The sequence below is a fragment of the Pistricoccus aurantiacus genome, assembly GCF_007954585.1.
Lineage (GTDB): Bacteria > Pseudomonadota > Gammaproteobacteria > Pseudomonadales > Halomonadaceae > Pistricoccus > Pistricoccus aurantiacus.
Genome location: NZ_CP042382.1, coordinates 1,144,956 through 1,160,948, shown reverse-complemented (window position 1 = coordinate 1,160,948; position 15,993 = coordinate 1,144,956). Strand labels below are relative to the sequence as shown.

At 62.8% G+C, this 15,993-nt stretch carries 18 protein-coding genes; 9 read left to right on the top strand and 9 right to left on the bottom strand.

The genetic code is table 11. The annotated features are described in order from the left end of the window. The first annotated feature begins 1 nt into the window (after position 1). A complete protein-coding gene (hisF, locus tag FGL86_RS05560) occupies positions 2 to 775 on the top strand; it encodes an imidazole glycerol phosphate synthase subunit HisF (RefSeq protein ID WP_147183659.1) in 774 nt (257 codons plus the stop codon). Between the two features lie 15 nt (positions 776 to 790). Next, positions 791 to 1,318 (top strand): hypothetical protein, encoded by a 528-nt coding sequence (locus FGL86_RS05555; protein ID WP_246131736.1) that lies wholly within the window; start codon positions 791 to 793, stop codon positions 1,316 to 1,318. A gap of 8 nt (positions 1,319 to 1,326) precedes the next feature. Here FGL86_RS05555 and FGL86_RS05550 read toward each other — a convergent pair whose 3' ends face one another. Then, entirely contained in the window at positions 1,327 to 1,920 is a 594-nt protein-coding gene (locus tag FGL86_RS05550) for a YjaG family protein (RefSeq protein WP_147183657.1), read from the bottom strand. 27 nt (positions 1,921 to 1,947) lie between these two features. After that, complete coding sequence (locus tag FGL86_RS05545; protein ID WP_147183656.1) at positions 1,948 to 2,244, bottom strand: MGMT family protein; 297 nt, start codon at positions 2,242 to 2,244, stop codon at positions 1,948 to 1,950. Positions 2,245 to 2,312: 68 nt separating this feature from the next. On the opposite strand from FGL86_RS05545, the gene FGL86_RS05540 reads away from it, so the two are divergent. Continuing rightward, entirely contained in the window at positions 2,313 to 3,002 is a 690-nt protein-coding gene (locus FGL86_RS05540) for a type 1 glutamine amidotransferase (RefSeq protein ID WP_147183655.1), read from the top strand. On the opposite strand, the gene mnmH is transcribed toward FGL86_RS05540, so the two are convergent. The 5 genes from mnmH to tyrS all read right to left on the bottom strand — a co-directional run bounded on the left by mnmH (position 2,982) and on the right by tyrS (position 8,405). Continuing rightward, on the bottom strand, positions 2,982 to 4,082 hold the full coding sequence (mnmH, locus tag FGL86_RS05535) for a tRNA 2-selenouridine(34) synthase MnmH (RefSeq protein ID WP_246131785.1): 1,101 nt from the start codon (positions 4,080 to 4,082) through the stop codon (positions 2,982 to 2,984). The genes FGL86_RS05540 and mnmH overlap by 21 nt on opposite strands. A 2-nt stretch (positions 4,083 to 4,084) precedes the next feature. Beyond that, complete coding sequence (gene selD, locus FGL86_RS05530; RefSeq protein WP_147183654.1) at positions 4,085 to 5,122, bottom strand: selenide, water dikinase SelD; 1,038 nt, start codon at positions 5,120 to 5,122, stop codon at positions 4,085 to 4,087. A gap of 43 nt (positions 5,123 to 5,165) precedes the next feature. Continuing rightward, complete coding sequence (gene radA / locus FGL86_RS05525) at positions 5,166 to 6,539, bottom strand: DNA repair protein RadA (protein WP_147183653.1); 1,374 nt, start codon at positions 6,537 to 6,539, stop codon at positions 5,166 to 5,168. A 102-nt stretch (positions 6,540 to 6,641) separates the two neighbouring features. Further along, positions 6,642 to 7,097, bottom strand: coding sequence for a copper resistance protein NlpE N-terminal domain-containing protein (locus FGL86_RS05520; RefSeq protein WP_147183652.1), 456 nt, complete (start codon positions 7,095 to 7,097; stop codon positions 6,642 to 6,644). 111 nt (positions 7,098 to 7,208) lie between these two features. After that, positions 7,209 to 8,405, bottom strand: a complete 1,197-nt coding sequence (gene tyrS, locus FGL86_RS05515; protein ID WP_147183651.1) for a tyrosine--tRNA ligase — start codon at positions 8,403 to 8,405, stop codon at positions 7,209 to 7,211. Positions 8,406 to 8,526: 121 nt separating this feature from the next. Between tyrS and FGL86_RS05510 the strand changes: the two genes are divergently transcribed. Further along, the gene (locus tag FGL86_RS05510; protein ID WP_147183650.1) at positions 8,527 to 9,660 is read left to right on the top strand and encodes an anhydro-N-acetylmuramic acid kinase; all 1,134 of its coding nucleotides are present in this window, start codon (positions 8,527 to 8,529) and stop codon (positions 9,658 to 9,660) included. Here FGL86_RS05510 and FGL86_RS05505 read toward each other — a convergent pair. Both FGL86_RS05505 and FGL86_RS05500 read right to left on the bottom strand, forming a co-directional pair. After that, positions 9,657 to 10,823, bottom strand: coding sequence for a PilT/PilU family type 4a pilus ATPase (locus tag FGL86_RS05505; RefSeq protein ID WP_281288532.1), 1,167 nt, complete (start codon positions 10,821 to 10,823; stop codon positions 9,657 to 9,659). The two genes, FGL86_RS05510 and FGL86_RS05505, sit on opposite strands and share 4 nt — an antisense overlap. A gap of 47 nt (positions 10,824 to 10,870) precedes the next feature. After that, a complete protein-coding gene (locus FGL86_RS05500; RefSeq protein WP_147183649.1) occupies positions 10,871 to 11,905 on the bottom strand; it encodes a type IV pilus twitching motility protein PilT in 1,035 nt (344 codons plus the stop codon). A 73-nt stretch (positions 11,906 to 11,978) separates the two neighbouring features. Here FGL86_RS05500 and FGL86_RS05495 point away from each other — a divergent pair, with 73 nt between their 5' ends. The 5 genes from FGL86_RS05495 to metW all read left to right on the top strand — a co-directional run bounded on the left by FGL86_RS05495 (position 11,979) and on the right by metW (position 15,984). Next, positions 11,979 to 12,683 (top strand): YggS family pyridoxal phosphate-dependent enzyme, encoded by a 705-nt coding sequence (locus tag FGL86_RS05495; protein ID WP_147183648.1) that lies wholly within the window; start codon positions 11,979 to 11,981, stop codon positions 12,681 to 12,683. Between the two features lie 49 nt (positions 12,684 to 12,732). Beyond that, entirely contained in the window at positions 12,733 to 13,560 is an 828-nt protein-coding gene (gene proC / locus FGL86_RS05490) for a pyrroline-5-carboxylate reductase (RefSeq protein WP_147183647.1), read from the top strand. A 92-nt stretch (positions 13,561 to 13,652) separates the two neighbouring features. After that, complete coding sequence (locus FGL86_RS05485; protein WP_147183646.1) at positions 13,653 to 14,243, top strand: YggT family protein; 591 nt, start codon at positions 13,653 to 13,655, stop codon at positions 14,241 to 14,243. Beyond that, positions 14,243 to 15,391, top strand: coding sequence for a homoserine O-succinyltransferase MetX (metX, locus tag FGL86_RS05480; protein ID WP_147183645.1), 1,149 nt, complete (start codon positions 14,243 to 14,245; stop codon positions 15,389 to 15,391). The genes FGL86_RS05485 and metX overlap by 1 nt, the downstream gene beginning before the upstream one ends. Beyond that, positions 15,391 to 15,984 carry a methionine biosynthesis protein MetW gene (gene metW, locus FGL86_RS05475; protein ID WP_147183644.1) on the top strand — a complete coding sequence of 198 codons (594 nt, stop codon included), beginning with the start codon at positions 15,391 to 15,393 and terminating at the stop codon, positions 15,982 to 15,984. Before metX ends, metW begins: the two co-directional genes overlap by 1 nt. Positions 15,985 to 15,993 lie beyond the last annotated feature (9 nt).

Genomic DNA, 15,993 nt, shown 5'->3' with positions numbered 1-15,993 from the left:
CATGGCACTGGCCAAACGCATCATTCCCTGCCTCGACGTGGACGCCGGTCGCGTGGTCAAGGGCGTCAATTTCGTCGGCATCCGCGACGCGGGCGATCCGGTGGAAATCGCCAAGCGCTATAACGCCCAGGGCGCGGATGAAATCACCTTTCTGGACATCACCGCCAGCCACGAGGCCCGGAACACCACCGTCGAAATGGTCAGCCAGATCGCCGGGGAAGTGTTCATCCCCTTGACCGTGGGGGGTGGTATTCGCAGCTGCAACGATATCCGCACCATGCTCAACGCCGGCGCGGACAAGGTCTCGATCAATACTGCCGCGGTGCACCGTCCGGCACTCGTCGAGGAAGCCGCCCAGCGCTTCGGCAGCCAGTGCATCGTGGTGGCCATCGACGCCAAGCAGGTTTCCCAGCCTGACGAAGCGCTGCGCTGGGAAATCTTCACCCACGGCGGGCGCAAGACTACCGGCCTGGACGCGGTGGAATGGGCGCGCAAAATGGTCGAACTGGGCGCCGGAGAACTGTTGCTGACCAGCATGGACCGCGACGGCACCCGGTCCGGCTTCGATTTGGCGCTGACCCGCACCATCAGCGACGCGGTAAGCGTGCCGATCATCGCCTCCGGCGGCGTCGGCAATCTGAATCACCTGGTGGAAGGCGTGACCCAGGGCGGCGCGGACGCGGTACTGGCCGCCAGCATCTTTCATTTCGGTGAATACAGCATTCCCGAGGCCAAGCGTTATATGGCGGAGCGCGGTATCGAGATGCGCCTGTAAATGTCAGGAGGTTTCTTGAGATCTCGGCAACGAAAATTCGGTGCACTTGTCCTCTCGACGAGTCTGTTGCTCGGCTCCGCGCCCCTGAGTCTGGCGGACTCATCCAACGCGAGAACTTCGCGCTCACCGCTGGAATTCAGCCATGCCTTGATACAGACCAGCCTCTATACTCGCCACTTCAGCCGCAAGCCGGAGCACACCAACAACCAGCAGTTGATTGGCCTGGAACTGCACAGCACCGATCGCTGGCTTGCCGGTGGAGCCCGCCTCAAGAACTCCTTCAATCAGGCAACCGTCTATCTCTATGCCGGCAGGGAATTTCCCTTCTGGACGAACGGTAACGGAGTCACCATTCGCGGCAAGCTGACCGCGGGGCTACTGCATGGCTATCGGGGCGAATATCGCGACAAGATTCCTTTCAACCGCTTCGGCATCGCTCCCGCTGCCCTGCCCAGCATCGGCGTTCGCTGGGGTCGCCTCGAATCGGACGTGATACTGTTCGGTAATGCGGGATTCATGCTGATTGCCGGGCTGCGTTTTTAAGCTAATCTTCAGTCCAGACTCAGCCCCAGATTACTGACGCCTTCGTTACGTCCCAACTGGCGCAGCGCCTTGCGCGTATCGCCATCCAGCGAATTCTCTTCGAGGGTTTCCAGCACTGCCCATTGGAAGTTTCGTTCATCCGCCATCAGCGGATGCTCCTGTACCAGCGCCGTCAGGCGAGTCTCGTCTTCCTCGCCTTCTGTAAGCTCGATAAAGGCACGCACCCCGCCTCGGGATGCCAGGCTCACTTCATGAATCGCCTCCGGCGCCTCGCCGCGCAGGGTATCCAAAGCCGCGGCAAGCGCCGTGACCGCCTCCAGCGCACGTCGCGCACCGAAACTGTCGTCCTTCGCCGGCGGTTCGAGCTGGGCAAGCTTTTCCGCCTGCCGCTCGAAGTCGATTCTCGCCTGCTTGACTGCGAGACTTTCCCACAAAAGCGCCAGGATGCTGCGCAAGGCACTCGCGTCGCCGTGACCGGTGGTCTGGACATACAGCGCGTAGTTGGGCCACAGCCGCTCACAGAGCGCCGCCATGAAGGCCAGGCGCTGGCGTGGGTTGAGCCGGTCGAGGCGAGCGTCGAACGCCCTGTCGAATTGGAACATGACGATGTTTCCTTGGTAAAAAAACGCTCAAGGCCAAAGCAGCTGTGCGTCTACCCGCCCATTGGCACCGAAGACGATGCCTTCCGCCCGCAGCTTTTCTCGCTGTCGGGCAGCACCGCCGTGCTCGGTGATGCGGCGGCCGGCATTGATCACCCGATGCCAGGGCAGCTCGTGGCCGGCGGGAAGATGACGCATGGCGCTTCCCACCTGGCGCGGCGTGGCCCCCTCGGTCATCCTGGCGATGCGCCCATAGGTGGTGACCCGCCCCTCGGGGATCTGAGCGACAATGGTATAGATCTGCTCGAGAAGCTCGTGTTTTGCCATGACAATTCCTGCGGGTGAACCCGACCGGGCTGGACACTCCCGGTTAGCTTATTCATGATAAGCGCATCATGCATATCTACTTTCTACAGCACACCCCCTCCCTGGACGCCGCCCGACTCGAAGACTGGCTTGAGTCCATGGGCCACAGTCACAACCGCTGTCTTCTTTATGCGAACGAATCGCCGCCTCGCCTCGAGGACTGCGACGGCCTGGTGCTGCTCGACGGTTCCATGGATCTGGATACCGAAGACGCTCCGGACTGGCTCAGGCGCGAGAAGAAACTGCTGAATCGCGCGCTAAAAAGCGGCAAGCCGGTGCTTGGCCTGGGCTTTGGCGCTCGCTTGATTGCCGAAGCGCTTGGCGCCATCGTATCAAGGGGCACCCATGCGGAAATCGGCTGGCAAACCGTTCAACTGGCGGAAGATAGCCCCTTCGATCTGCCGGAATGCTTCGAAGCCCTGCTATGGCATCGGGACATTTTCGGCCTGCCGGAAGATGCCTCGCCCTTGGGCGGCAGCGACGCAAGCCCGCTGCTCGGCTTCAGCTGGGACACGGGGCGCGTGATCGCCCTGCAGTGTCACCTGGAAGCTACCGCGCAAAGTGCTGGCGCCATGCTCGCACTGACGTCCAGCGAAAAAGCAGCCTCACCCCACGTACAATCCGATGCCATCATTCTCGAGGATCCCAAGCGCTTCGATCGTCAGGCGCCGCTGCTCGACCGACTGCTGATGCAGTGGCTAGCCAGCGTGACGACTTGACCAGTCTCGGGCGGCCTCCAGGCAGCTTTGCCAGTCGCCCACATGCAGATAGGTGCGCTGATGCCTTTCCTGCTGATGGCGATACAGCGGATCATAATATTCCGTCAGAAGTGGTGCCAGCCAGCCTTCATGCGCCAGGAAATTGCCGCGCTCATGCTCGCGGAAAGCCAACTCCTGCAGCCGTCGGAGCCGGGCTAGCCGCGCCGAGCCCAGGCGTTTGCGAAGCCTTCCCAAGGCGCTGGAAAGCTGCTTGCGCATCAAGGCCCAGCCGAGCCAGGGACCGAACTGACCGGAGTAGATCGCCCAGAGATCGTCGATATAATCTCGACGAATCTGCTCCAGACGCCAGTCCAGTGGCATTTCCACCCGCAGGCGCGGGGCGTCCACCATGCTCTGCCAGAAGTTCAGCGGAATATTGACCGCGCCGATATGCCGGGATTCGTCTTCCACCACACAGGGGCCGTCGATTTCCAGCAGACCTAGCCCCATGGCGTGCTCGAAGTCGATCTGGGAAGGCCCCAGCAGTGGGTGGCGTCCAAAGGCGGAGCCCTTGTGCCTCGCGCAGCCTTCCAGATCGAGGCCGTTGTCGAGCGCTTCAATCAGCCCGGTCTTGGCACAGCCGGTCAAGCCGCCGACCACCAGCAGCAGCGGACGTTTGGCAGCTGCGTCGATACGCGCCAGCAAGGCGCCACGTAGAGCTTTCCAACCGCCACGAATACGCGGTCGCCGGATACCGGCTTCCGCCAGCCACTGCTGGGCGATCTGCGAACGCAGTCCGCCACGGAAACAGTAGATCAGCGCATCCGGATGACACTCGAGCTCCCGACGCCAAGCTTCGATCCGCGATTTCTTGATACCTCCGCTGACGAGGCGCTCTCCCAGGGCAACGGCGGCGTCCTGGCCCTGCTGGGTGTAGGCGATGCCTACCTGATGGCGCTCCTCGTCGTCCATCAGCGGCAGATTGACCGCCCCAGGCAGCGCGCCCTGAGCAAATTCCCGCGGCGCCCGCACATCGATCAAGCGCCGTCTGGCGGTTAGTAAGTCAAGCGTCGGCTCGACCAGCAGAGGATCCGCTTCGATGCTCACCCCCGCACCTCGATCAAGGCGGTGCCCTTGGCGGCGACGATCTCGCCGAAGGGCAGGAGATCGATACCGAATTCTCGACCGACGCGCTCCACGTCGTCCGCCCAGGAAGGATGCACGCTGCACAGCAGGCCACCGGAGGTCTGGGGATCGCAGAGCCACTGCCAGTGAGCCTCGTCCATGGCCGGCAGCGACTTGCCCAGGGCCTGGCGATTGCGCTCGGTACCCCCGGGCACCGCGCCCCTGCGCCGGTAAGCTTCCGCTTCCGCCAGTCGCGGCAGGCGCTTGAAGTCGAGTTTCGCCGCCACGCCGCTGGCGCTACAGACTTCGCTCAGGTGCCCCGCTAGGCCGAAACCGGTCACATCCGTCATGGCATGCACCCCCTTGATTCTGGCCAACTCGACGCCGATCTTGTTGGCGACCAGCATGGTTTCCCGAGCCAGGTTCTGATGACCCGGCTCGATCAGGCCCTTCTTCTCCGCGGTAGTCAGCATGCCTACCCCAAGCGGCTTGGTCAGATAGAGCAGATCCCCCGCCTGGGCGCCCTTGTTGAGCTTGAGATGCTCGAGTGCGACGAGACCGTTGACCGCCAGACCGAAGATCGGCTCCGGGGCGTCGATGGAATGTCCCCCCGCCAGGGCCAGACCCAACTCTCGGCACACCGCCTGGGCGCCGGCCACCACGTCGCCAGCGATCTCCGCGGAAAGCTTGTCCAGGGGCCAGCCGAGAATGCCCAGAGCCATGACCGGGGTGCCGCCCATGGCATAGACATCGCTGATGGCGTTGGTGGCAGCGATGCGCCCGAAATCGAAGGGATCGTCGACGATGGGCATGAAGAAATCCGTGGTGGCGATCATGCCCCGGCCGTCTTCCAGATCAAAGACCGCCGCGTCTTCGCGACCCTGGTTGCCGACGATCAGCCGGCGATTGGCTGCTCCCGGACCGGCCTTGGCCAGGATGCCATCGAGCACATCCGGGGCGATCTTGCAGCCGCAGCCGGCTCCGTGACTGTATTGAGTCAGGCGAATGGCGCCCATCGCGTTCTCCTCGGGAATTGTCGGAAAGTTGATTATACAGGGCTCAGAGCGCTTCCAAGGCCTCGGAAAGCTTGGTCACCGCAATCACTTCCATGCCCTTCGGCGCCTGCTTGGGCGCGTTGCTTTTAGGCACGATGGCGCGGGTGAAACCGTGCTTGGCGGCCTCGACGATACGCTCCTGACCGCTGGGGACCGGGCGAATCTCCCCGGCGAGCCCCACCTCGCCGAATACCACCAACTCCCGGGGCAAGGGCCGTGCCTGCAGGCTGGAAACCACCGCCAGCAGCACCGCCAGGTCGGCACTGGTCTCCAGTACCTTGACGCCCCCCACCACGTTGAGAAACACGTCCTGGTCGCCGGTAAAGAGTCCACCGTGACGATGCAACACCGCCAGGAGCATGGCCAGACGATTATGGTCAAGCCCTACCGCCACCCGCCGGGGGTTGCCCAAGGCGGACTCGTCAAGCAGCGCCTGCACCTCGACGAGAATCGGCCGGGTGCCCTCCCAGACCACCATTACCAGGCTGCCCGGGCTTTGTTCCTCGGAGCGAGACAGAAAGATGGCGCTAGGATTCTTCACTTCCTTCAGTCCGTGCTCGAGCATGGCAAAGACGCCCAGCTCGTTGACTGCGCCGAAGCGGTTCTTCTGACCGCGCAGGGTGCGAAAGCGGGAGTCCGCTCCACCTTCTAGCAAGAGCGAGGCATCGATCATGTGTTCGAGTACCTTGGGTCCGGCCAGGGTGCCGTCCTTGGTGACGTGACCCACCAGCAGCAGCACCGTGTTGGTCTGCTTGGCAAAGCGGGTCAACGCCGCGGCGGATTCCCGTACCTGGGCGACGCCGCCGGGGGCCGAGGCGATATCCTCCAAGTGCATGGTCTGGATGGAATCGATGATCAGCACTGCCGGGCGCTCCCGCTCCGCCACCCCGAGAATGGTCTCGACGCTGGTCTCCGCGAGCATCTTTAACCCTTGGGTGGGCAGCTGCAGCCGGTAAGCGCGCATGGCCACCTGGGAAAGGGATTCCTCCCCGGTGACATAGAGCGCCTGCTTGCTCTGCGCCAGCTTGCAGGCGGTCTGCAGCAGCAGGGTAGACTTGCCCGCCCCGGGATTGCCCCCCAACAGTACCGCGGAGCCCGGCACCAGGCCGCCCCCCAGCACCCGATCGAACTCGCCGAAGGTGGAAGAAAAACGCGGCACTTCGGTGAGATCCACCGCCGACAGGTCGACCACCTCCCGAGAAGAGACGCCGCCGGCATAGCCGCTGCGTCCGGCACCGGATGACGCTCCCGGTCGCGCCGGCGTCAGGCGTACCTCGCTCAGGGTATTCCATTCCCCGCAGCTCGTGCACTGGCCCTGCCATTTGCGATATTCCGCCCCACATTCGGTGCATACGAAGGCGCTTTTCGCCTTGGCCATGAATTGGATTCCCGACTGAGTGATTCAAATATTAACGACTTTTCCTACCGCTCAGAAAGCGCAAAGGCGGCTCGCGGCCGCCTCTATCGATTTCCTGTACGCTTACTGGCGCTTGAGTTGCAGCATTTCGCCGTTCTGGAAGCGTCGACGCTGCGGGTCGATCAGCTCGAGGGTGTTCTGGTTGAGCTTCATGAAGTAGTAGATCTGACCTTCGTTGTCCGGAGTCAGTTCATACACGGTGGCCTGGGGATCCGTGGCGGTGCCGTTAAGCACTTCCCACTGGCCCGCGTAGTTTTCCGCCGGCGGATTCTGCGGATGCTCCCGGTATTTCGCGGTCAGGTCGAAGGTTCGCTCCTCGGCCGGGCTCTGCTCGGTACCTTTCAGCTGCACGTTGAGGTCGATACCGGCACAGTTACGGCAAGGCAGAGTGCCCTGATAAGTCGTCACCTCATCGTCCGCCGTCATGCCCTCGCCTGGCTGTCCATCCATCTGGCCGGTCGCGCATCCCGCCAAGGCGGCAAGCATGGCGGAACCGGCCAGTAACGTCCTGAATCGCATAAGAGTCCTCCTAACCAATGAACTTTTTCGCCGCACCAGCGGCAACAACCTCATACAGAATAACCACATGCCGGGCACAGGCATAGCCCTTAGCCAACGCCCCGATCACGCCTAGCGCACGAGCACTCGGGCATAGCGTTTCTTGCCCGCCTGAATCACGTAGCTTTCACCGCTTGCAAGCATATGATCCCGGGCAATCACCTCGCCATCCACCTTGACCCGGCCATTGCTCAGCATGTCCTTGGCCTGGGCGCTGTTGTTGGCGAGCCCGGAGCGGTTGAGCACCGCGCCAATCGGCGCCTGGGCACCGTCGAAATCCACCTCGATTTCCGGCAGATCCTCCGGCAGTTCACCTTCCGCCAGCCGATTGCCGCTGGACCTGTGGGCATTGGCGGCGGCCTCGGCACCGTGATAGCGGGTGATCAGTTCTCGGGCCAGTTCCATCTTGATGTCCCGAGGATTGGCGCCCTCTTCCACCCGCTGCCTGAGTGCTGCGATTTCCTCGTTCGACTTGAGAGAGAGCAACTCGAAGTAGCGCCAGATCAAACTATCCGGCATGGACACCAGTTTCTGGAACATCGTTCCCGGCGGTTCGTCGAGACCCACGTAGTTGCCGAGGGACTTGGACATTTTCTGCACGCCGTCGAGGCCTTCCAGCAGCGGCATGGTGATGACGACCTGAGACTCCTGGCCGAAATGCTTCTGGATTTCCCGGCCCATCAGCAGGTTGAATTTCTGGTCCGTACCGCCGAGCTCCACGTCCGCCTCCAGAGCCACGGAGTCGTAGCCCTGGACCAACGGATACAGGAATTCATGAATGGAAATCGCCTGATTGGCACGATAGCGCTTCTCGAAGTCGTCCCGCTCGAGCATGCGCGCCACGGTGCTTTGCGCCGCCAGCTCGATCAGGTCCGCGGCACTCAACTTGTTCATCCAGTCCGCATTGAAAGCGACGATGGTCTTGTCCGGGTCCAGCACCTTGAACACCTGCTCCCGATAGGTCTGGGCGTTGGCCTTGACCTCTTCCTCGCTGAGCGGCTTGCGGGTGACGTTCTTGCCGCTGGGGTCGCCGATGCGTCCGGTAAAATCGCCTATCAGGAAGATGATCTCGTGGCCCATATCCTGAAACTGACGCATCTTGGTCAGCAGCACGCTATGGCCCAGATGCAGGTCCGGCGCGGTGGGGTCGAAGCCCGCCTTGATACGCAGCTTGCGCCCGGAAGCGAGCTTTTTCTCCAGTTCCTCCTTCAGCAGAATCTCGTGGGTTCCGCGCTCGAGCAGGGCCAGCGCACTGGAAACATCGGTCATCTTGATCTTTCTCCTTTCACTGCCGCTATTTCAACCGGACGAATCGAAAAACAGGCCAAGATGGTAGCATGTTCGGCGATACGCAGCGGAATCCAGGCCGACAGAATCCAAGGAAACACCCATGCCACTCTTTATTGGACTGATGTCCGGCACCAGCCTGGACGGCATCGACGCCGCCCTGGTGGACATCGTTGATTCCCGTCCCGCGCGCCTGCTGGCCACCCGAGCGGTGGCGATGCCGGAGGCGTTGCGCCGGCAGCTCTTGTACCTATGTCACGCACGCCAGGTGGACCTGGCGGAACTCGCCGCGGCGGAAGAGGCCTTCTGCCGTTTGCAGGCGCAAGCGGTAAACGACCTTCTCGAATCCCAGCAGCTGACCGCGGAACACATAAGCGCCCTCGGCAGTCACGGCCAGACCATCGAGCACGCGCCCTTCGGCCACACGCCAGGCTCGTCGCCCTATACCTGGCAGTTGGACAATCCCAGCCTGCTGGCGGAATTGACCCGCATCCGGGTGGTGGCGGATTTTCGCCGCCGGGATCTGGCCGCCGGCGGGCAGGCCGCGCCCCTGGCTCCCGCCTTTCACGACGCCCTTTTTCGCAGCGACGACGATTGGCAGCTGGTGCTCAACCTCGGCGGCTTCGCCAACCTGACTCTGCTGCCGCCACGCGCGAGCGATGCCAGGGTAATCGGCTTCGATACCGGCCCGGCCAATGTCCTGCTGGACGCCTGGTATCAGCGTCATCAAGAAGGACGTTTTGATCGGGACGGCCAGTGGGCGGCTTCCGGCAAGGTGCTTCCGGCGCTGCTCGAACGTCTGCTCGATGAAGCGTTCTTTCATCGCCCTCCGCCCAAGAGCACCGGTCGCGAGGTCTTTCACCTGAACTGGCTGGATGCGCGGCTCGAGGGCCAGGAGCGGCCTCGAGACGTGCAGGCCACCCTGGCGGAGCTGAGCGCCGCGAGCATCGCCGGCGGCATCGAACTTGCCCAGGAAACGGCTCAGGCGCCAGGAGTCAGCCGTCTCTACCCCTGCGGCGGCGGCGCCCACAACCGTGACCTTGTCACCCGTCTGAAGCGGTACCTGCCGGATACGGAGATCATCTCGCCGGATACCCTGGGCTGGCCTGCGGACTGGCTGGAAGCCGGCGCCTTCGCCTGGCTGGCGGCACGCCGACTCGACCATCTGCCCGGCAATCTTCCCGAGGTGACCGGCGCAAAAGGCCCGCGAGTCTTAGGCGGCGTCTATGCACCTTAAAAGCCCTCGCCGTCTTCCTGCAGCCTCAAATGGCGCAGGTTTTCCTTGACCTGGTTCGCCGCCTCGCCGGTTTCGTGACCGAATTGAATCATCAGGCGCAGCTCGTTGGCGGAATCCGCATGCACCAGGGCCACGTCCTCGCTGATGAGGCCTTCCCTGAAAAGCCGATACAGCGATTGATCGAAGGTTTGCATGCCCAGATCGTTGGAGCGCCCGATCAACTCCTTGATCTCCGGCACCTTGCCCTTGCGGATCAGGTCGCCGATCAAGGGCGAGTGACGCAGGACCTCCACCGCCACCTGACGCCCGCCGTTAGTCGCCGGCAGCAGCTGCTGGGCGACAATGGCTCGCAGGTTCAGGGAAAGATCGAGCCAGACCTGGGGATGACGCTCCACGGGGAAGAAGTTGATGATGCGATCCAGCGCCTGGTTGGCGTTGTTGGCATGTAGCGTGGCCAGGCACAGATGGCCGGTTTCCGCGAAGGAAAGCGCATGCTGCATGGTTTCCTGGGAGCGCACCTCGCCGATCATGATGACATCCGGCGCCTGGCGCAGGGTGTTCTTGAGGGCGATCTCGAAGGATTCCGTATCCACCCCCACCTCGCGCTGATTGATGATCGCGTTCTGATGGGCGTGTATATATTCGATGGGATCTTCGATACACAAAATATGACCGCCGATGGTGGTATTGCGTCGCTGGATCAGCGCCGCCAGCGTCGAGGACTTGCCGCTGCCGGTGCCGCCCACCACGAACACCAGCCCGCGCTTGATGGTCACCAGATCTCCCAGGGAGGCGGGCAGCGACAGGGATTCCAAAGTGGGTATATCGAAGGAAATCCGTCGCAGCACCATCGCCGGCTGGCCGCGCTGCTGAAAGGCGCTGACGCGAAAACGACCCAGCCGCGGCACGCTCAGCGTGAAGTTGGCTTCCTGCTCTCGCTGCAGGCGCTCCCGCTGGCTGTCCGGAAGCGCAACATTGACCAACGCCTTGACCTGCGCCTGGCTCAAGGGTGCCTCGCCCAAAGGCGTCATGCGTCCTGCCATTTTCAACGTCGGCGGCGCATTGATCGATATCAAGAGATCCGAGGCCTCGCGCTTGATGACGGTGCTCAGCAGTTGATGAAGCCATTTCCGGGCACTTTCCGCGTCGGCATGATCGGTGATCTCCGGCTGCGGCTCCCAGAAAGACTGAAAAGCTAATGAATGATCGTTCACGCCGCGAGCGCTCCTTTTGCCTTGGCCTGCGCCTCGTCTCGATCCACCAAGCCCTCGTTGATGAGGCGCATCAAGGCGGAGTCCAGGGTCTGCATGCCCTGGCCGCCGCCAGTCTGAATGGCGGAATAGATCTGCGCCACCTTGTCTTCGCGGATCAGGTTACGAATCGCCGGGGTTGCTATCAGAATCTCGTGGGCCGCCACTCGCCCGCCGCCGATCTTCTTGAGCAGGGTCTGGGCGACGACGCCTTGCAGGGACTCCGAGAGCATGGAGCGCACCATGGCCTTTTCATCTCCCGGGAAGACGTCGATGATACGGTCGATGGTCTTGGCGGCAGAAGTGGTATGCAGGGTGCCGAATACCAGGTGGCCGGTTTCCGCGGCGGTCAACGCCAGACGAATGGTTTCCAGGTCACGCAGTTCGCCGACGAGGATCACGTCCGGGTCTTCCCGCAGGGCGCTGCGCAGGGCGGGGGCAAAGCCCAGGGTATCCCGGTGCACTTCCCGCTGATTGATCAGGCAACGCTTGCTGGCGTGAACGAATTCCACCGGATCTTCGATGGTCAGTATGTGGTCGTGGCGGTGATCGTTGATATAGTCGATCATTGCCGCCAGGGTAGTGCTCTTGCCGGAGCCGGTAGGGCCGGTGACTAGCACCAGCCCGCGAGGCAATGACGCCAGGCGTCGGAACGCGGAGCCGAGCCCCAGCCGCTCCATGCTGAGTACTTCCGAGGGGATGGTACGAAAAACCGCGCCGGCGCCGCGCCCGTGATTGAAGGCGTTGACACGAAAGCGCGAAATCCCGGGGACCTCGAAAGAAAAATCGGTTTCGAAGAATTCTTCATAGTCCTTGCGCTGCCGATCCCCCATGATGTCGTAGATAAGCTTGCGGACTTCGCTGTCGTCCATTGCCGGCGCGCTGAGGCGCCGAATATCGCCATCGACGCGGATCATCGGCGGCATCCCGGCGGACAGGTGCAGGTCGGAGGCATTCTCTTTTGCCGAAAACACCAGCAGTTCGGTAATATCCATGCGGTTTCCCTGCTCGGCCAGCCCGATCGTGTCAGGCAAGCTCAGTAACTTTAAACGTGAGATGTGTAACAATATGTCACAATCTGAACTTTGCCAATCCTTCCTCGCGGTTCAGGCGCGGCTGCGCCAGGCGCTGGATGAAGCCCGGCGCGCGCCGGACGCCGCCCTGCTGCTGGCGGTCAGCAAGACCAAGCCCGCCAGTATGCTTCGTGAGGCCTATGCGCTCGGCCAGCACCACTTCGGCGAGAACTATCTGCAGGAAGCTCTGGACAAGCAAAGCGCCTTGGCGGATCTCGACGATCTCGTGTGGCATTTCATCGGCCCTCTGCAGTCCAACAAGACCCGCCCGGTGGCGGAACACTTTCACTGGGTGCACAGCATCGAGCGTGAAAAGATCGCCCGGCGGCTATCCGATCAGCGCCCCGACTACCTGCCGCCGCTGCAGGTGTGCCTGCAGGTCAATATCAGCAATGAACCCAGCAAGTCCGGCGTGACCCTCGACGAACTGGAGTCGCTGGCGGCCAGCGTGGTCGAACTCCCCGGCCTGGCCCTGCGCGGTCTAATGGCGATTCCCGCCCCGAGCGAGAACACGCTCGAACAGCGCAAGCCCTACGCCCGGCTGCGAGCCGCCCTGGAAGCGCTGCGGGGGCGCTTTCCTCAGGCGCCCCTGGATACGCTGTCCATGGGCATGAGCGCAGACCTGGAAGCCGCCGTTGCCGAGGGCGCCACTCTGGTCCGGGTAGGCACCGCCTTGTTCGGCCGGCGCGACGCGCCTTGATGCGTTTATCGACCGAGCCATCTCAACCATTAATCGGAGGGCCATCGCCATGACCTCTCACGTCACCTTCATCGGCGCCGGCAATATGGCCAGCGCCATCTTCGGCGGCATGATCGAAAGCGGCTATCCCCGCGAGGCGATTACCGCTACCGCCCGCAGCGGTGAACGTCTCGAAACCCTCGAGCAGCAATACGGCCTGAATACCACCACGGACAACCAGGCCGCGATAGCCCAGGCGGACGTGGTGCTGCTGGCGGTCAAGCCTCAGGTGATGCGGGAGGTCTGTGCCGAGCTAAGAGACGCGGTTCAGGCCCGCAAGCCGCTGATTTTGTCCGTCGCCGCGGGGCTCGACGCCGCTACCCTGGAAGACTGGCTGGGGGGCGATCTGGCGCTGATTCGCTGCATGCCCAATACGCCGTCCCTGGTGGGGGCCGGCGCCTCAGGCCTGTTCGCCAACGACCGGGTGGACGAGACCCAGCGCGAGCTTGCTACCCGGCTGCTCGAGGCGGTGGGGCTGGTAGAATGGGTCGAGGATGAAGCGCTGCTGGAAGCGGTGACCGCCATCTCCGGCAGCGGGCCCGCCTATTTCTTTCTGGTGTTCGAGGCCATGATCGAGGCAGGCCAGCAGCTTGGGCTGAGCGAGGAAAGCGCCCGGCGCCTGGCGCTACAGACCGGCTACGGCGCCGCCTGCATGGCCCGGAAAAGCGACCTGACACCGGCTGAACTCAAGCGCAACGTGATGTCTCCCGGTGGCACCACGGAGCAAGCCATCGAAAGTCTCGAGCAGGCGGGCCTGCGCCAGGCTTTCAGTGAAGCAATGACAGCCTGCGCGCGGCGCGCTCGAGAAATGGCAAAGGAGCTTAGTCAGAAGGACTAGTTCACAAGCATTGGGCTGCAAAACCCGGCAATCGCCTTACGACAACCTTGATTTCACGACAATTCGACGTCACGACAACCTGGAGGAGCCCAATGGGCAGCCAACTGGGAAGCGCCGGCCTCTTGCTGGTCAATACCCTTATCAACATCTATCTCCTGCTGCTGATGCTGCGCTTCCTACTGCAGGCATCTCGAGCCGATTATTACAACCCGATCAGCCAGTCGGTGGTGAAGGTTACCCAGCCGCTGGTCGGACTATTCCAAGGCTTCCTCAAGCCGATGGGCCGCTTCGATCTGGCCACCCTGGCAGCGGCGCTGATACTGAAGATCGTCGCCATCATCGTCGTGCTGCAGATCGCCGGTTACGGCATGCCGCCGATTCCGGGCCTGGCCATCGCGGCGGTCGCCGCTGTCGCCAACGCCATTCTCAAGATCTATTTCTTCGCCCTGATCGTGATGATCATTCTCAGCTGGGTGGCGCCTCAGGCCAGCCATCCCGGCGCGATCCTAGTCATGCAGCTGGTGGAGCCGATCATGGCGCCGGTGCGTCGGGTGATACCGCCGCTGGGCATGATCGATCTGTCGCCCATCGTGGTATTCATCGTCATCAGCCTGCTCGACAGCTTGGTGGTCGGCTCGCTGACCCGGGCCGCCGGCGTATCCGGCGCGCTGGTCGGGCTGTAATGAACGCACCGCCCAATGCCTCCGTCGGGCTCGTCACCCCGCAGACGCTGCACTTCGACGAGCCTCTGGCGCTTTCCTGCGGGCGCACCCTGCCCGGCTACGACCTGGTGTTCGAAACCTACGGCACGCTCAACGCCGAGGCCAGCAACGCGGTGCTGATCTGCCACGCCCTGTCCGGCCACCACCACGCGGCGGGCTACCACGACGAAGGCGATCGCAAGCCCGGCTGGTGGGACGCGCATATCGGCCCGGGCAAGAGCATCGACACCGAGCGCTTCTTCGTCGTCTCTCTCAATAATCTCGGGGGCTGCCACGGCAGCACCGGTCCCTGCTCGATCAATCCAGCCACAGGCAAGCCCTGGGGACCGGATTTCCCGATGATGACCGTGGACGACTGGGTGGAAAGCCAGGCGCGTCTGGCGGATCGCCTAGGCATCCAGCGCTTCGCCGCGGTAGTGGGCGGAAGCCTCGGCGGCATGCAGGCGTTGCGCTGGTCCCTGGCCTATCCGGCGCGCATCGCCAACGCCCTGGTGATCGCCGCCACCCCCAAGCTGACGGCGCAGAATATCGCCTTCAACGAGGTGGCGCGCCAGGCGATTCGATCGGATCCGGACTTTCACGACGGCTGGTACACTGCCCATCGAACCGTGCCCAGGCGCGGGCTCAAGCTGGCGCGCATGGTCGGCCATATTACCTATCTGTCAGAAGTGGCCATGGGTTCGAAGTTCGGTCGCGACTTGCGCAGCGACGACTTCAATTTCGACTATGGGGTGGAGTTTCAGGTGGAGTCTTATCTGCGCTACCAGGGCGACGCCTTCTCGACCTCCTTCGACGCCAACACCTACCTGCTGATGACCAAGGCGCTGGACTATTTCGATCCCGCGGCGTCCTGCGGCGGCGATCTGGCGGCGGCCCTGGCCCCGGCCAGTTGCCCGTTTCTAGTGGTCAGTTTCACCACGGACTGGCGTTTTCCGCCGGCGCGTTCCAAGGAACTGGTTGACGCCTTGATTCGCGCCAACAAGGCGGTCAGCTATGTCAATATCGATTCGCCCCACGGCCATGATGCCTTCCTGCTGCCGGAGCCCCGCTATCGCGCGGTTTTCGCAGGGTTCATGCAACGCATCGCCGCCGAACTGGAGGGTTATTGATGCGCGCGGACCTCAAGCTGATTCACGACTGGGTGCCCCAGGGCGCCCGGATACTCGATCTGGGCTGCGGCGACGGCACCCTGCTGGCGTCACTGGCCCGGCACAAGAACGTCACCGGCTACGGCCTGGAAATCGACCCCGACGGCATCACCGCCTGTATCGTCCGCGGGGTCAACGTAATCGAGCAGGATCTGAACGAAGGGTTGGCCAATTTTGACGACGATGCCTGCGACCTGGTGATCATGACCCAGGCGCTTCAGGCGTTGCAGCGCCCGGATCTCGCCCTGGACGAAATGCTGCGGGTCGCCGCGGAATGCATCATCGCCTTTCCCAATTTCGCCTACTGGCGCCATCGGATCTATCTTGGTCTCAAGGGCTACATGCCGGTATCCAAATCGCTGCCTCACGCCTGGTACGATACCCCCAACATCCATTTGTCGACCTTCAACGATTTTGAACGCCTGTGTCGGGACAAGGGTCTGATCATCAGCGATCGCGCCGTGGGCAATGGCGATCACGAGGCGCACTGGAGTTCCCGCTGGTGGCCTAATCTGTTTGGTGAAACGGCGATCTTTCGCGTCAGCCGCGGCTAGTGTAAAGGG

Bases quoted from the DNA above. Each gene is read 5' to 3' on its own strand.
- hisF (WP_147183659.1), top strand. From the start codon at position 2: ATGGCACTGGCCAAACGCATCATTCCCTGCCTCGACGTGGACGCCGGT.
- FGL86_RS05550 (WP_147183657.1), bottom strand. From the start codon at position 1,920: ATGTTCCAATTCGACAGGGCGTTCGACGCTCGCCTCGACCGGCTCAAC.
- FGL86_RS05545 (WP_147183656.1), bottom strand. From the start codon at position 2,244: ATGGCAAAACACGAGCTTCTCGAGCAGATCTATACCATTGTCGCTCAG.
- FGL86_RS05540 (WP_147183655.1), top strand. From the start codon at position 2,313: ATGCATATCTACTTTCTACAGCACACCCCCTCCCTGGACGCCGCCCGA.
- selD (WP_147183654.1), bottom strand. From the start codon at position 5,122: ATGGGCGCCATTCGCCTGACTCAATACAGTCACGGAGCCGGCTGCGGC.
- radA (WP_147183653.1), bottom strand. From the start codon at position 6,539: ATGGCCAAGGCGAAAAGCGCCTTCGTATGCACCGAATGTGGGGCGGAA.
- FGL86_RS05520 (WP_147183652.1), bottom strand. From the start codon at position 7,097: ATGCGATTCAGGACGTTACTGGCCGGTTCCGCCATGCTTGCCGCCTTG.
- tyrS (WP_147183651.1), bottom strand. From the start codon at position 8,405: ATGACCGATGTTTCCAGTGCGCTGGCCCTGCTCGAGCGCGGAACCCAC.
- FGL86_RS05510 (WP_147183650.1), top strand. From the start codon at position 8,527: ATGCCACTCTTTATTGGACTGATGTCCGGCACCAGCCTGGACGGCATC.
- FGL86_RS05500 (WP_147183649.1), bottom strand. From the start codon at position 11,905: ATGGATATTACCGAACTGCTGGTGTTTTCGGCAAAAGAGAATGCCTCC.
- FGL86_RS05495 (WP_147183648.1), top strand. From the start codon at position 11,979: ATGTCACAATCTGAACTTTGCCAATCCTTCCTCGCGGTTCAGGCGCGG.
- proC (WP_147183647.1), top strand. From the start codon at position 12,733: ATGACCTCTCACGTCACCTTCATCGGCGCCGGCAATATGGCCAGCGCC.
- FGL86_RS05485 (WP_147183646.1), top strand. From the start codon at position 13,653: ATGGGCAGCCAACTGGGAAGCGCCGGCCTCTTGCTGGTCAATACCCTT.
- metX (WP_147183645.1), top strand. From the start codon at position 14,243: ATGAACGCACCGCCCAATGCCTCCGTCGGGCTCGTCACCCCGCAGACG.
- metW (WP_147183644.1), top strand. From the start codon at position 15,391: ATGCGCGCGGACCTCAAGCTGATTCACGACTGGGTGCCCCAGGGCGCC.